Source organism: Halobellus sp. LT62 (genome assembly GCF_037031285.1).
GTDB lineage: Archaea > Halobacteriota > Halobacteria > Halobacteriales > Haloferacaceae > Haloquadratum > Haloquadratum salinisoli.
Genome location: NZ_JAYEZO010000002.1, coordinates 412,183 through 426,056, shown reverse-complemented (window position 1 = coordinate 426,056; position 13,874 = coordinate 412,183). Strand labels below are relative to the sequence as shown.

Annotated in this window: 13 protein-coding genes; 8 read left to right on the top strand and 5 right to left on the bottom strand. The window is 68.3% G+C overall.

Features of this window, described 5'->3' with window-relative positions:
* Positions 1 to 32 precede the first annotated feature (32 nt).
* Entirely contained in the window at positions 33 to 512 is a 480-nt protein-coding gene (locus U5919_RS11410) for a deoxyuridine 5'-triphosphate nucleotidohydrolase (protein WP_336024412.1), read from the bottom strand.
* Positions 513 to 771: 259 nt separating this feature from the next.
* Here U5919_RS11410 and U5919_RS11405 point away from each other — a divergent pair, with 259 nt between their 5' ends.
* From U5919_RS11405 to engB, 6 genes are all read left to right on the top strand, one after another.
* Positions 772 to 2,748 (top strand): aconitate hydratase, encoded by a 1,977-nt coding sequence (locus U5919_RS11405; RefSeq protein WP_336024410.1) that lies wholly within the window; start codon positions 772 to 774, stop codon positions 2,746 to 2,748.
* Between the two features lie 128 nt (positions 2,749 to 2,876).
* On the top strand, positions 2,877 to 3,422 hold the full coding sequence (gene rimI, locus U5919_RS11400; protein ID WP_425604219.1) for a ribosomal protein S18-alanine N-acetyltransferase: 546 nt from the start codon (positions 2,877 to 2,879) through the stop codon (positions 3,420 to 3,422).
* An 83-nt stretch (positions 3,423 to 3,505) separates the two neighbouring features.
* Positions 3,506 to 3,988: a DUF5810 domain-containing protein gene (locus U5919_RS11395; protein WP_336024408.1), complete on the top strand. Its 483-nt coding sequence runs from the start codon at positions 3,506 to 3,508 to the stop codon at positions 3,986 to 3,988.
* A 284-nt stretch (positions 3,989 to 4,272) separates the two neighbouring features.
* Positions 4,273 to 4,701, top strand: a complete 429-nt coding sequence (locus tag U5919_RS11390) for a DUF5809 family protein (protein WP_336024406.1) — start codon at positions 4,273 to 4,275, stop codon at positions 4,699 to 4,701.
* Between the two features lie 90 nt (positions 4,702 to 4,791).
* Positions 4,792 to 5,355, top strand: coding sequence for an NUDIX hydrolase (locus U5919_RS11385; protein ID WP_336024403.1), 564 nt, complete (start codon positions 4,792 to 4,794; stop codon positions 5,353 to 5,355).
* A gap of 57 nt (positions 5,356 to 5,412) precedes the next feature.
* On the top strand, positions 5,413 to 6,033 hold the full coding sequence (gene engB / locus U5919_RS11380; protein ID WP_336024401.1) for a GTP-binding protein EngB: 621 nt from the start codon (positions 5,413 to 5,415) through the stop codon (positions 6,031 to 6,033).
* 186 nt (positions 6,034 to 6,219) lie between these two features.
* Here engB and U5919_RS11375 read toward each other — a convergent pair whose 3' ends face one another.
* Complete coding sequence (locus U5919_RS11375) at positions 6,220 to 7,536, bottom strand: eIF2B alpha/beta/delta subunit family protein (RefSeq protein ID WP_336024400.1); 1,317 nt, start codon at positions 7,534 to 7,536, stop codon at positions 6,220 to 6,222.
* A 128-nt stretch (positions 7,537 to 7,664) separates the two neighbouring features.
* On the opposite strand from U5919_RS11375, the gene U5919_RS11370 reads away from it, so the two are divergent.
* A complete protein-coding gene (locus U5919_RS11370) occupies positions 7,665 to 8,420 on the top strand; it encodes a coenzyme F420-0:L-glutamate ligase (protein WP_336024399.1) in 756 nt (251 codons plus the stop codon).
* A gap of 27 nt (positions 8,421 to 8,447) precedes the next feature.
* Here the strand turns inward: U5919_RS11370 and U5919_RS11365 are convergent, their stop codons facing one another.
* Positions 8,448 to 8,678, bottom strand: a complete 231-nt coding sequence (locus U5919_RS11365) for a DUF8024 family protein (RefSeq protein ID WP_336024397.1) — start codon at positions 8,676 to 8,678, stop codon at positions 8,448 to 8,450.
* Between the two features lie 148 nt (positions 8,679 to 8,826).
* On the opposite strand from U5919_RS11365, the gene U5919_RS11360 reads away from it, so the two are divergent.
* Positions 8,827 to 9,168 (top strand): DUF7573 domain-containing protein, encoded by a 342-nt coding sequence (locus U5919_RS11360; protein WP_336024395.1) that lies wholly within the window; start codon positions 8,827 to 8,829, stop codon positions 9,166 to 9,168.
* Between the two features lie 28 nt (positions 9,169 to 9,196).
* Here the strand turns inward: U5919_RS11360 and mutL are convergent, their stop codons facing one another.
* Together mutL and mutS are read right to left on the bottom strand one after the other, a co-directional pair.
* Positions 9,197 to 10,900 (bottom strand): DNA mismatch repair endonuclease MutL, encoded by a 1,704-nt coding sequence (gene mutL, locus U5919_RS11355; protein WP_336024393.1) that lies wholly within the window; start codon positions 10,898 to 10,900, stop codon positions 9,197 to 9,199.
* Complete coding sequence (mutS, locus tag U5919_RS11350) at positions 10,893 to 13,724, bottom strand: DNA mismatch repair protein MutS (protein ID WP_336025578.1); 2,832 nt, start codon at positions 13,722 to 13,724, stop codon at positions 10,893 to 10,895. The genes mutL and mutS overlap by 8 nt, the downstream gene beginning before the upstream one ends.
* Between the last annotated feature and the right edge of the window lie 150 nt (positions 13,725 to 13,874).

Below are 13,874 nucleotides of genomic sequence, written 5' to 3'. Positions count from 1 at the left end.
GTAACCCCGCTCGATTGTGGGTGTCGTGGGAGCTAGCCGTCGTCTCCGCGTTCGACCCGCTCGCCCTGATACGACCCGTCGTAGACCTCGTCGTGAGCGGCCTCCGCGAGCACAAGTTGCGCGACGCGCGCGCCGCGTTCGAGGTGAATCGGGTGATGCACCTGCAGCAGTCCCTCGCCCTTTCCCTCGTATCCGGCGTCCCAGACCGCGGTATTGAGCATACAGGAGTTGCGCATCAGGGTCGACCGCGGGTAGAGAAAGCCGATATGCCCGTCGGGAATCGCGATCGTCTCGGCGTACTGGAGGATGTATCCGCCGGGATCGAGGCTGAAGACGCCGTCGGTGTCGTCGACCGGGTCGCGATCCCCAACCGTCTTTCCGTCGACTCCGACGTGTCCGGGTTCGACCTGTTCGAGGACGTCACCGAGGGTGAGGTCGACGCCGTTCGGCTGTACCTGCTCGTCGTCGACGGGGTCGACGCGCGTTGCGACGAAGGAACCAGCGCGGAACATACCGGATGGCCGACGCGGGGGCGCAAAGTGATGTCGCTCTCGGCGCGTTCGAGAGCGACCTCTCCACGTCCCCGACCTCGTCGGAACAACACAATACGTCGTCGAATCACGCACACGGGTCCAGAGGGAACGGCGAAAATCGTCCGACTGAGACGGTGTCTGTTCGTATCGAATTAGGACAAACTATGTGTATAAGGGACATACCTCCGACCTCAAACACGCGGGATTTATAATCGTAGACGGCCGATCCACGGACGTTATGGGACAGACGCTCACGGAACAGATTCTCGACGACCACCTCGTCGAGGGCGACCTCGAACCCGGCGAGGAGATCGGGATCGAGATCGACCAAGTGCTCGCACAGGACACGACCGGAACGATGGTGTGGCTGCAGTTCGAGGCGCTGGAGCTCGACGAAGTGCAGACCGAACTGGCGGCGCAGTACTGCGACCACCAGACGTACCAGTTCGACTTCAAGAACACCGACGACCACCGCTTCCTGCGATCGGCAGCGGGTACCTACGGCGCGTACTTCTCCCGCCCGGGCAACGGCATCTGCCACAACGTCCACAAGGAGAACTTCGCCGCGCCCGGGAAGACGCTGCTCGGCTCGGACTCCCACACGCCGACGCCCGGTGGGCTCGGTCAGCTCGCGATCGGTGCCGGTGGACTGGACATCTCCGTCGCGATGGGCGGCGGCGCGTACTACGTCGAGATGCCGGAAGTCGTCAACGTCCGACTCGAAGGCGAGCTCCCCGAGTGGTCCAGCGCGAAGGACGTCATCCTCGAGATGCTGCGACGCCTCTCGGTGAAAGGCGGCGTCGGCAAGGTCTTCGAGTACACCGGCCCCGGCGTCGAGACGCTCTCGGTGCCCGAACGGACGACGATCACCAATATGGGCACAGAGCTCGGTGCGACCTCCTCGATCTTCCCGACCGACGAGGAGACGCGAGACTACCTCGCTCGACAGGGCCGTGAGGACGAGTACGTCGAGCTCTCGCCCGACGAGGACGCCGAGTACGCCGACGAGATCGTCATCGACCTCTCGGAGATCGAGCCGCTCGTGGCGATGCCGTCGATGCCCGACAAAGTCGTCCCCGTCCGCGAGGTCGCCGGCGAATCCGTCGAGCAAGTCATCGTCGGTTCCTGTACGAACGGCGGCTACGAGGACATCCTCCCGGCCGCGAAGATGCTGGAGGGACGCGAGGTGGACATGAAGACCGAGATGATCGTCGCGCCGGGCTCGAAGCAGGCCTCGGAGATCCTCGCCCGTCAGGGCTGGACCGCCGAGATGATGGCCGCCGGCGTCAACTTCTCGGAGGCGACGTGTGGTGCCTGTATCGGCATCGGTCACGTCCCCTCCTCGGACTCCGTCTCCGTGCGGACGTTCAACCGCAACTTCGAGGGCCGCTCGGGTATCGAAGACGACTCCGTCTTCCTCTCCTCGCCGGAGGTCGCCGCCGCCGCGGCGATCAAAGGCGAGCTCGTCGACCCCCGGGATCTCGCCGAGGAGCTCGGCGACCTCGAAGCCCCCGGCGTCGAACTGCCCGAGAAGTACGACGGGTCGAAGACCGACATCATCGAGCCCGACGAGGCCGTTGACGACGACCTCATCAAGGGTCCGAACATCGGCTCCGCGCCGATCGGCGAGCCGCTCGAATCCGACATCGAGGGCGAGGTGCTCCTGAAGATGGAGGACAACATCACGACGGACCACATCATCCCCGCCACGTCGGATATCCTCAAGTACCGCTCGAACATCGAGAAGCTCTCGGAGTTCACGCTCTCGCGCGTCGACGACACGTTCGCACAGCGCGCGCTCGATTCCCCCGGCGGCGTCCTCGTCGCTGGCGAGAACTACGGTCAGGGCTCCTCACGCGAGCACGCGGCGATGTGCCCGCAGTTCCTCGGCATCGAGGCCGTCCTCGCGCAGTCGTTCGCCCGCATCCACAAGGCGAACCTGTTTAACTTCGGGATCGTCCCGCTGGCGATCGACGAGGACACCTACGCGAAGATCGAGCAGGGAGACAACGTCGAGATCGTCACCGACGTCGCCGAGGCCGTCGCCTCCGGCGAGACCGAGTTCGTCATCCGCGTGAACGACGACTGGGAAGCGACCGCCGAACTCGACGCCTCCGAGCGCGAGCGCGGCATCCTCGAAGCGGGCGGCAAGCTCCGCCTCACGAAGGAGCAGTACGAGCAAGAGGGCAGCGGCGCGGCCCCCGCCGACGACTGAGCGGACCGCTCGAATCCGGCCACACGATTTTTTTGATGCTACCACGCGAGCGACAGCACTCGACCCGGAGCGATCCCCCACGATGCGGAGCCAGCGGACTTTTGCCGCACAGGTTCGTAGCCGAGGACGTGAGCGACACGTCCGGCGACGAGGAAGTCCAACGGTCTCACGACGGTCCCGACCACGCGGGCGCGTCGACGGTCACCGTTCGCCCCGCCGACCGCGCGGACTTGCTCGACGTGCTCCGGATCGAACGGACCGCGTTTTCGGAGCCGTGGCCCTACGTGGCGTTCGAATCAGTCCTCGACGCGCCGGCGTTTCTGGTCGCCGTCGGCGACGGCGTCGACGGTCCGCAGACGCTCCTCGGGTACGTCGTCGGCGACGTGATGCCGAATCACGGCCACGACATCGGTCACATCAAAGACCTCGCCGTCCGCCCGGAGGCACGAGGGAAGGGAATCGGCCGACGACTCCTTCGCGAGGCGCTCTTCGGCCTCGCGCTCGCCGGCGCGGCGGTCGTGAAACTCGAGGTCCGCGAGAGCAACGAGGCCGCCCGGTCGCTGTACCGCGAGGAGGGATTCGAGCCGACGCGGCGCGTATCGAGGTACTACGGCGACGGCGAGGACGCGCTGATTCTCGTCGTCGACGTCGATTCGTGGCGCTCGACAGTGTAGCGACTCGGCGTCGGTGCAGTGTTCGGCACGGGAAAGAGCGCCGGAACCACACGCACTTGTACGCCCGCGCCGTACCCGCGGCTATGGGATTCGCCTGTCCCGTCTGTGAGAGCCCCCAGCAGGACGCGACGCATCTCGCCAACCACCTCGCGTTCACCGCGATGGTCCACGGCGACGAGCACGAGACGTGGCTGGACGAACACGTCCCCGACTGGGAGACGCACGGCGAATCGGAGCTCGCACCGGAAGTGGCCGAACTCGCCGACGAAACGGATTACGAGCAGGTGTTCGAGGACACCGCGCAGGCTCACGGGCACGGCGGAAACGATCACCAACACGGGCGCGGAGATCACAGCCGCGGCTCCGGACACGGCGACGCCGAGAGTTCAACCGGCATCGATCCAGAGTTGGCCGCAGCGGCCGGGAGCGGAACGCTCGACGAGGAGACGAAGGCGATCCTCGAAGAGGCACGGGAGCTGACCGCCGAGATGCTCGGGCAGGGGGACGGCGCGGATCGAGACGCCGAATCGAGCGCTGACGAGGACGACACCGAAAGTCGAGACTAATTGCGACAGCGATGGCGAACAGTCGGCACGCGCGGTCGGGCCGTCGCCGTTTCCGACCCGTCCCCGCGCCGCTGTGCCGAACAACCTCGCCGCGTTTGCAAGTCAGCGGCCATCGATCGTACGCTGACGTGCGATCGGATGGCAACACAGTTGCAAACGCGGCGAGCCGCAGCACGACGCGGGGCCGTTTCTACGTCACGGGACATCTGGCCGCGTTGTCCCATATAAACCCTCGCCGAATCGAAGACCGAAAGCGTTTGTGCGCGAGCGGCCGAGCCACGCGTATGGAAACCGAGGGAACGCTGTCGCCAGAGACGCTCGAAGAGGCGGAAGCGGCCTTCGAGGCCGTCGGCCCGACCGCACAGGAGGTCGTCCGAGAGACGGCGAAGGCGATGGAGTTCGACCGCGAGGAATATCACGAGAGAGTGACAAGCGAGGTCGTCCAGCGGGCCCGAAACGTGCTCTTCGCCGATCGGCTGGCCGTTTCAGTCGGGACGGTCGAGGAGTTCGAGGCGTGGGTCGACGACCACCCCGAATACAATGTCGAACGCAAGGGCAGCGACGAGGTCGACCGCGCGGTCTGGCACGTCGCGCCGTTCGTCGAGGCGGTCGTCGTCGCCACGTACCAGAACGAGCGCGACGCCGCGGTCGGAACCCTCCGACGACAGGCGTTCGGGGAGATCTATCGGCCGCGGTTCGAAAGCGAGGAGTGAAGGCGAAGAGACGGGGCAGGCGGCGACCGCTGGCGACGGGCGGTGCCGCGAGTAACCACGGTTAAGCCGACGCCCACCGGACACGCTCGTATGCCCGACGACGGACGCAGACACGAGCCGTTGCCCGAGCCGGAGTGGCCGGTCCGCGAATCGGCGACGGAGTACGAAACCGGGTGGTACACCGGTGGATACGACCTCGTCGAGCAGCCGAACGGGTCGACGAAGCGCTACTACTGGGCCGAGCTCGCGACGGCGGTCGTCGTCGTTGCCGTCGAGGACGATTCGCTGGTCTTCGTCGAGCAGTACCGCCCCACGATTCGCGAGACACAGCTGGAGCTTCCCGCGGGAATCGTCGAGCGCGGCGAATCGTTCACCGGAGCCGCAACGCGCGAACTCCGCGAGGAGACCGGCTTCGCCGCGGAAACCGCCGCGCTCCTCGAGACAGTCTGGTGCTCGACTGGGGTCCTCCGGCACCACCGCGGTTACGTCTTCGCGACGGACCTCACGCCCGTCGAGCGCGACCTCGACGAAAACGAATTTCTCTCGGTCCGTTCGGTGCCCGTAGACGAGGTGCTCGACACCGTGCGCTCGGGGACGCCGAACGACGCGACGCTCGAAGGCGTGCTGTTAGCGCGCGAAGAGGGGCTCCTGTGAGCGGTATCGACCACCGCTGAACGTCAGCGTTAACCGACGCCGGGGCGTTTTCCGGCTATGTTCGAAGATCGTCCGGACCGTCAGGAGGTCGTCCTCGTCGGCCGGTCGAACGTCGGGAAGTCGACGCTGATGCGGGAGTTGACCGGCCACTCGAAGTTTACGACCGGCGGGAAGCCCGGCGTGACGCGGTCGCCGAACCACTTCGATTGGACATCGGAGAACTTCATGTTCACCGATCTGCCCGGCTTCGGATTCATGTCCGGCGTTGACGAGGAGCGCCGCGAGCAGATCAAAACCGACATCGTCCGCTACATCGAGTCGAACGCCGACGACGTCCTCGCGGCCGTGTTGGTCGTCGACGGAAAGAGCGTGATCGACATCATCGACAGGCACTCCGGCCCCGACGAGATCCCCCACGACGTCGAACTGTTTCACTTCCTGTGGGAACTGGACGTGCCGACCGTCGTCGCCGTCAACAAGATGGACAAAGTCGACGACCGCGACGAGCGGCTAGACGACCTCTGCGACCGCCTCGGACTCCACCCGCCGTGGAAGCAGTGGCGCGAGACCATCGCGCCGATCAGCGCCAAGCGCGGCGACATCGACGCGTTGAACGAGGCGCTTCGGGCGCGTTTTCACGAGCAAAAGCGCGACGACTTGCTGAAGTTCGTCAGCTAAAGCTGAAGTTCGTCGATTGAATCGACCGACGCGTCACGTCATCGGACAGTAACGGTGGCTCGGTGAAAAGCTGTCATCACAAGGGGCTGAGTGGGGGTAACCCTCGTCATCGCCACCGATTGAAAGTGGGACCGCACGGGTGAAGTATCCCACGCTTCGAGCGCTGGGACGACGGAATCGACGGCCTCACTCGTCCCAAGAGGCGGTCGCGGCGTGTTCTTCTGCCACCTCCCGAACCGCAGCGTCGTCCAGCAGGCCCGCCTCGGTCGCGACGCCGTCGACGAGCGCCGCGGGCGTCAACTCGAACGTCGGCGCGTGGACGGCGACGTCGGCGTCGCCGTCGTACACGGCCGCTGCCGGCGACTCGATATCGGAACGGGCCGTCGCGCTCGCTTCCACCGCCGCCGCCGACGCCGCCAGCACCTTGTCCGTCGCGGCGACGGCGTAGAGCGGGGTGCCGACCTCCCGCGCGGCGAGCGCGAGCACGCGTGTCCCGGTCTTGTTCACCGCGTCGCCGTTCGGGAGCACCGAGTCCGCGCCGACGAGGACGGCGTCGACGTCGCGGGTGTCGAGGGCCGTCGGGAGCGCTGCCTCCGTCGTCAGCGTGACCGCGGCGTCGGTCTCGGCGGCGGCCCACTCGGCGACCGCGACGCCCTCGCGTTCGGGACGCGACTCAGCGACGACGAGGTCCGAGAGCCCCGGTTCGGCGCGGTCGAGCAACGAGAGCGCCTCGCGGACGGTCCCCGAGCGCGAGATCGTCGCGATCGAGTCCGCCCCGTCGCATCGCAGGCGCTCCGCGGCCGTCGCCGCCGCCGCGGCGTCGGCGTCGAATGCGTCGGAAAGCACAGAGATAGCGGCGTCGACGACGGTCTCCGGATCAGGATCAGTCGAGTCCGCCCGAACGGCCGCCGCGAGCACGCGGTTCACGCGGTTGGCGACGACGGCCATCTCGGGGCGCGCGTCGCGGAGGTCGCGAGCGACGGCGACGACCGTCTGCCAGTCCCCGTCGGTGTTCGCAACCTCGGTGGCCACGTCCCGGAGCACTTCGAGCGCGCGGGCCGAGAGCCACGCCGAGCCGTGGGTTCGATCCCCGCGAACCGTCTCGACGGTCGGCGCGACGCGCCGCCACGTCTCCCAGAGCCGCGGGACCGTCGCTCTGTCTCGGATCGTGATCGGATCGACCCACTCGACGGCCGCGATCTCCTCGTTGGTGGTCAGTGTTCGGGTGTCGCTCTCGAAGAGAAACGGGTGCACGGTGAACGACCGCCCGTCGTCGTCGACGACGAGCGCCTCCCCGCTCCGGACGAGTTCGAGATCCGCGTCCGTTAGGCCGACCTCCTCGCGGAGCTCGCGCCGCGCGTCGCGTTCGGCGTCGGCGGGATCGCCTTCGACGTAGCCCGACACACCGCCCCACCGATCGCGGTAGGTTCCGGCCGCCTCGCTCCGGCGAGCGAGCAGGATCTGCGCCCGGTTGCGGACGAAGCAGGTCACCACGTGCGCCATCGTGACGTCGTTCGCGCGGGAGAGAAAACGGTGTTTCGGTGCGGTCGACGCGGGCTCGTCGGGGTCTCGAGCACTGGAGGCGAGTCCAGCACCAGACCGCTTTTGCCCGCGCGCGCAGTGCCCCCGCTATGGAGCTGTTCGCCGTCCCCGACCTCCCGGAGATCCGCCCCGGACACGATCTCGCGGCGCTGATCCGCGAGCGCGTCGATCTCCGTCCCGACGATGTCGTCTGCGTCGCCTCGACGGTCGTCTCGAAGGCGGAGGGACGCGCCGCCGACCGCTCGGAGTTCCCGGCCGGACCGCGGGCCCGCGAGATCGTCTCGAATCGGGCGGCGGAGACCGACGAGGGGCCGCCGCCGTGGTTCGTGCAAGCAGTCCTCGAAGAGAGCGTCGAGGTGCTCGTAGAAAACCCGTTTCTCCTCACCGAGACCAGATTCGGGCACATCGGCGTCAACGCCGGAATCGACCGCTCGAACGTCCCCAGCGCGGACCTGCTGTTGCTGCCGAAGCACCCCTCCGAGAGCGCCGCGCGGATCCGCGAGGGCCTGCCCGCCGACCGCGTCGTCGTCACCGACACGTGCGGACGGCCGTTCCGTCACGGCCAACGCGGCGTCGCGATCGGCTGGGCAGGGCTCGCCCCCGGGCGTGACTGGCGCGGCGAAACCGACAGGGACGGCCGCGAACTCGGAATCACCGTCGAGAGCGTTGCCGACGAGCTCGCCGCGGCCGCGAACCTCCTCGCCGGCGAGGGCGACGACGGCACGCCGGTCGTCGTCGTCCGCGACTTCGAGTGGGGCGACCACGGCGAGAGCGACGCCCACTTCCGCGAGGTCGAGACCGACGTCGTCCGGCGGGCGATCCGCGCGTGGTCGAACCGCGGCTGATCGGTCTCCCCAGTGGATCGACCGTCTCTAGTGCGTCGATTCGCGTGCGCTCGATCCGAGTCCCGTCAGTAGATTCACCAGCGCACCCAACACGAGGTAGCCGAAGAAGCCGACCGCGAAGGTCGTCAGCCCGGCACCGACCAGAAACGAGATCGCGGTGATGGGGTCGACGCCGAGGACGACGTCCGTGAGAAAGATGTCGACGAGGCCGACGATACTCGTGAGCAACTGCACGACGAAGTCGATGACCGTGACCATACTGACCGTTGGAAGTCATCGTATATGTGTGTGCGGGAATGCCGTCGGAGAGCGACGCTCTCGGCGGGACGCATACTCGGCTAAGAAGGTCGCGCCCTCGGCTCGAAAAGTCGCCACGGCTAAGCCGCTGCCGTCACTTCTCGGACGTATGGATCGGGATCGGTCACTGGACGAGTTCGCCGAGGCTTCCACCGACGAGTCCACCGAAACGTCCACCGACGAGTCTGCTGACACGGCCGAAGAATGTGACAGCGGTATTCAGGCTGACGCAGACGACAGCGACGTTCAGGCCGACGCCGGCGACACCGCCGGTCAGCCCGACCGTGACGACACCGACGGACAAGTCGACGACGCGCTCGACGTCGAACCGGCGTCGTCGACGTACCGGTGGAGTCCCGAGGGCGTCGAATGCGCCGCGTGCGGGCGGGTCGTCGATCGGCTCTGGTCCGACGGCGACGAGCACGTCTGCATCGACTGCAAAGAGTGGTAGGCGGGCGTCCCGCCGATTTCGAGCTCGTTCACTCCATTCGCGTCCCGCGCCGACCGAACCCCCGAACCAGCGTCGCCTCCTCGACCGAGAGAACCGTCGGGCGGCCGTGCGGGCACGCGGAGGGGTTCTCACACGTTCCCAATCGGTCGACGAGCGCCGCGGCCTCCTCGTCGTCGAGCGCATCGCCCGCCTTCAGCGAGGGGTGACACGCGAGGTCCTTCAGGAGGTCCTCGCGGCCATCCTCCGGCGACTCGCCGTTTCGGAGCGCGTCCGCGGCGTCGCGGACGCTCTCAGGTGCCGCGGCGCGACCCATCGGCGCGGGCACGCGACGGACGCGGACCGTCGTCTCGCCGAACGGTTCGAAGTCGTAGCCGAGCGCGTCGAGGTCTCCGCGCGAGGACTGGACCGTCGCGTACTGCGCGGGCGTCAGCGAGACGCTCTCGGGCGGGTCGATGGCCGCAGTCGGGACCGCCCCGTCGACCGCCTCGCGGAGCCGCTCGTAGTTCACTCGCTCGTGCGCCGCGTGCTGATCGACGATCAGGAGGTCGCCATCGAGCTCACAGAGCAGGTACAGCCCGCGGTACTGCCCGATCACGATGACGTCCTCGAACGCCGAGTCGGCGTCGGACCCGGAGAGCGGTTCGAGGGAGTCGCCGAGGTCCATCGACAGCTCCTCGGCCCGGCGGCGGTCGGCAGTGGACAGCGCGTCGTGAACGGCGGCCTCGACGGCGCTCGCGACCGCATCGGCCGACCGGAGTCGCACCTCTCGTTTTCTGGGGTGGACGTTGTGGTCCGCCCACGACTCGGGAAGTGCGAGCGAGAGCACCGCAATCGGTGTCCGTCCGTCAGGCAGGAGGTCGCCGTAGCCGTCGACGACCGCCCGCGCCACGCGGTCGTTGCGGACGGGCCGACCGTCGACGGCGACGTAGACGTGCTCGCGGCGGGCGCGGGTGACCGACGGTTGGACCAGTGACCCCTCGATGCGGGTTTCCGCCACTGCATCGGGATCAGCGTCCAGCGCCCGCGTCGAATAGAAATCGAGGGTGCGCGCGGCGACCTCGCGGTCGTAGACCCCGAGCAGCGCGTCGTCGAACTCGCCCGTCCCGGGCGTCGAGAACACCGCAGTTTCGTCGTGCGAGAGCGCGAACGCGACGCCCGGGCGGACGAGGGCGTACCGCGAGACGGCGTCGCTCACGCGGGCGAACTCGGTCCGCGCGGTCCCGAGCGACTCCCGGCGCGCGGGCGTGTCGGCGAACAGGTCGCGGACGGTGACGGTGGTGCCGCGAGCGCGACCCGCGGGTTCGACCCGCGCCGCGCGCGGTCCGTCGGCGACGACGCGCGTCCCCTCCGGGCCGCCGTCGTTCGTCACGAGTTCGAGGTCGGCGACCGTCGCGACGCTTCCGAGCGCCTCGCCGCGGAACCCGAGCGTGTCGACCGCCGAGATCGATCCGTCGGACGCGAGTTTGCTCGTCGTGTGGCGCTCGACCGCGAGTTCGGCGTCCGCGCGGCTCATACCTCGGCCGTCGTCGCCGACGCGGATTCGCTCGGTACCGTCGCCCGCAACCGCGACATCCACCCGCGTCGCGCCCGCGTCGAGCGCGTTCTCGACCAGTTCGACGACGACGTCCGCCGGGCGGGTGACGACCTCGCCGGCGGCGACGCTCGCGACCGTCGCCTCGTCGAGGCGTCGCACGCGTGCGGAGTCGGACGCCGAGCCCGGAGTCTCACTCATTCAGTTTGCGTCGTAGGGCCTCCAGCGTGTTGAGCGCTTCGAGCGGCGTCGTCCGCGCCACGTCGACCTCGCGGAGTTCCTCGAGGGTGGCCCGTTCGGCCTCCGTCAAGTGGTCGTCGTCGGTCGATCGGTCGGTCGCCGGAACGTCGACGTCGTCGACGCCGTCGGCCCGTTCCGCGTCGTGTTTCGCCTGCGCCGTCTCGTCTTCGAGGTCCTCCACGAAGGCGGCGAGGGTGTCGCCTCGGTTGTCCGATTCGGATGGGTCGGATGGGTCGGATGGGTCGGACGGCGAATCAGAACCGGCCTCCGGCGACGGCTGGGGGGAGTCGGGCGCTGCCGACGCCCGCAGGTACTCGTTCGCCCGTTCGACGACCCGGTCCGGGACGCCCGCGAGCTTTGCGACTTCGATGCCGTACGAGGAGGAGGAAGGTCCCTCGGCGACGCGATGGAGGAAGGTCACGTCCGAATCCCGGCCCGACCGCGACGCGGCCGGTGCGTCGGTCGCGGCCTCGCCAGCGTCGTTTCCCCCGGCTGCGTCCCCGCGGGTGGCGTCGCCCTCCTTGCTCACGGTGAAGTGCAGATTGAACGCGTTCGGCAGCGACTCGGCGAGGTCGGTCAGGTCGTGGTAGTGAGTCGCAAAGAGCGTCGTCGCGCCCACCTCGTCGTGGACGAACTCCGTCGTCGCGCGGGCGATCGCGAGCCCGTCGGCAGTCGAGGTGCCGCGGCCGACCTCGTCGAGGAGCACCAGCGAGTCTTCGGTCGCGTCGTGGAGGATCTCGGTCAGCTCCGCCATCTCGCGCATGAACGTCGACTGGCCGCCGGCGATGTCGTCGGACGCGCCGACGCGCGTGAAGATGCTGTCGAGAACGGGGAGTTCAGCGTCGCTGGCGGGCACGAACCCGCCGGCCTGCGCGAGCAGCGTGATGAGCGCGACCTGCCGCATATACGTCGATTTCCCGCTCATGTTCGGCCCGGTGATGACCGCGACGTGGCCCGCTCCGAAGTCGACCCCGTTGGGGACGAATTCATCCTGCGTTCGCTCGACGACCGGGTGTCGCCCCTCCTCGATCCGGAGCGTCTCCGCGCCCATCTCGGGGCGGACGTACCGGTTACTCGCCGCGACGGCGGCGAACGACGTCAGGACGTCCAGCCGGGCGAGCGCGTCCGCGAGCGACTGGATGCGGTCGGTCTCCTCGGCGACGGTGGCGCGCACCTCGCAGAAGATCTCGTACTCCAGCGAGTCGGCGCGATCGGAGGCGGAGAGGATCTCGTCCTCGCGGCGCTTTAGTTCTGGCGTGTAAAACCGCTCGGCGTTCTTCAGCGTCTGTCGCCGGGTGTAGTCGTCGGGGACGCGATCGAGGTTCGGGTTCGTCACCTCGATGTAGTAGCCGTGGACCTGGTTGTATCCCACTTCGAGAGAGTCGATACCGGTTCGTTCGCGCTCGCGGGCCTCTAATGATGAGACCCACTCGCGGCCCTCCCGCTCCGTCTCGCGGACCTCGTCGAGTTCGTCGTCGAACCCGGATCGGATGACGCCGCCCTCGGTGATCTCCTGCGGCGGATCCGAGACGATCGCCCGGTCGATCAATCCCCGGACGTCAGCGAGTTCGTCCAGCGAGTCGCGGAGGTCGCGGAGGGCCGCCGAATCAGCGTCGGCGAGCGCGTCGACGACGTCGGGGACGACGGCGAGCGTCGTCTGCAGCGAACGGAGGTCACGGGCGTTCGCGCGCTCTCTGGCGACCCGCGCGGCCAGCCGTTCGAGGTCGTAGACGTCTTCGAGGTGCTCAGAGAGCGTCTCGCGGACGAGCGGTCGGTCGAGCAGCTCCCCGACGGCGTCGTGGCGACGCTCGATCCGCTCGCGGTCGACGAGCGGCCGGCGGAGCCACGCCTCCAGCTTCCGGCGACCGAGCGCGCAGGCGGTGTGATCGACCGTCCCAAGCAGCGTCTCGCCGCGGCCGGGGTGCCGCGAGTCGAACAGTTCTAGACTTCGCATCGCGGTCGCGTCGAGGCGGAGCGACCGGCGGAGGTCGTAGCGCCGGACGCGGGAGACGTACGAGAGCGCGCCGTCGTCGCCCTGCGTGTACTCGGCGTAGGAGAGAAGCGCGCCGATCGCGCGGCGCTCGGCGGGCGAATCGAGCACGGCCGCCGGCTCCGCGAGGTAGCCCGAGAGCGTTTCTTCGGCGGTTTCGAGGTCGAACGAGGCCGATTCGTGTTCAGTCGTCATCGTCTCGAATCCGACGGTCTCGACGTCGAGGTCGGTGTCGGGGGCGGCGAGCAACTCGGCGGGGGCGAGCCGTTCGAGTTCGTCGCGGATCCGGTCGCCGGGGGCGCTCGTCACCTGACACTCGCCCGTCGAGACATCGAGCGTCGCGAGCGCGGCCCGTTCGTCGCCTGCGGTGGGTTCCCCACCCGCACCGTCGCCGACGAGCGCCCCGAGGTACGTCGCGCTCGCGCGGTCGAGCAGTTCGTCGTCGACGACGGTGCCCGGCGTGACGACGTTCGTGACGGCGCGATCGACCAGCCCGGTCGCCTCCTCGGCGTCTTCGACCTGATCGGCGACGGCGACGCGGAACTCCGCGTCGAGCAGCGACTGGAGGTACGACGCCGCGTTGTCGATCGGGACGCCAGCCATTGGATAGGTCCCGGTCGAGTCCTCGCGCTGGGTGAGCGTGACCTCACAGACGCGCGCGACGGTCTCGGCGGCCTCGCAAAAGGCCTCGTAGAAGTCGCCGACTTGAAAGAGCACGATCGCGTCCGGATGGCGCTCACAGAGATCGAGATACTGCGAGAGCATCGGCGTGAGCTCCTCGCGGCGATCGAGCATCTTCTCCGGGGGGCCCTCGGGACGGAGTCCCGCGTCGTCGGCGTCTTCGACGCGTTCGGACCGGTGCTCGGACTCGTCAGCCGCGCCGGGCGTCGAAGCGTCGTCGTCGGGATCGACGTCCTCGTCCGTATCGCCGGTGCCGACGCGCGC

Excerpts from the sequence above, each read along its gene's own strand:
- U5919_RS11410 (WP_336024412.1), bottom strand. The coding sequence starts at position 512 with ATGTTCCGCGCTGGTTCCTTCGTCGCAACGCGCGTCGACCCCGTCGAC.
- U5919_RS11405 (WP_336024410.1), top strand. The coding sequence starts at position 772 with ATGGGACAGACGCTCACGGAACAGATTCTCGACGACCACCTCGTCGAG.
- U5919_RS11395 (WP_336024408.1), top strand. The coding sequence starts at position 3,506 with ATGGGATTCGCCTGTCCCGTCTGTGAGAGCCCCCAGCAGGACGCGACG.
- U5919_RS11390 (WP_336024406.1), top strand. The coding sequence starts at position 4,273 with ATGGAAACCGAGGGAACGCTGTCGCCAGAGACGCTCGAAGAGGCGGAA.
- U5919_RS11385 (WP_336024403.1), top strand. The coding sequence starts at position 4,792 with ATGCCCGACGACGGACGCAGACACGAGCCGTTGCCCGAGCCGGAGTGG.
- engB (WP_336024401.1), top strand. The coding sequence starts at position 5,413 with ATGTTCGAAGATCGTCCGGACCGTCAGGAGGTCGTCCTCGTCGGCCGG.
- U5919_RS11375 (WP_336024400.1), bottom strand. The coding sequence starts at position 7,536 with ATGGCGCACGTGGTGACCTGCTTCGTCCGCAACCGGGCGCAGATCCTG.
- U5919_RS11370 (WP_336024399.1), top strand. The coding sequence starts at position 7,665 with ATGGAGCTGTTCGCCGTCCCCGACCTCCCGGAGATCCGCCCCGGACAC.
- U5919_RS11365 (WP_336024397.1), bottom strand. The coding sequence starts at position 8,678 with ATGGTCACGGTCATCGACTTCGTCGTGCAGTTGCTCACGAGTATCGTC.
- U5919_RS11360 (WP_336024395.1), top strand. The coding sequence starts at position 8,827 with ATGGATCGGGATCGGTCACTGGACGAGTTCGCCGAGGCTTCCACCGAC.
- mutL (WP_336024393.1), bottom strand. The coding sequence starts at position 10,900 with ATGAGTGAGACTCCGGGCTCGGCGTCCGACTCCGCACGCGTGCGACGC.
- mutS (WP_336025578.1), bottom strand. The coding sequence starts at position 13,724 with ATGCTCGATCGCCGCGAGGAGCTCACGCCGATGCTCTCGCAGTATCTC.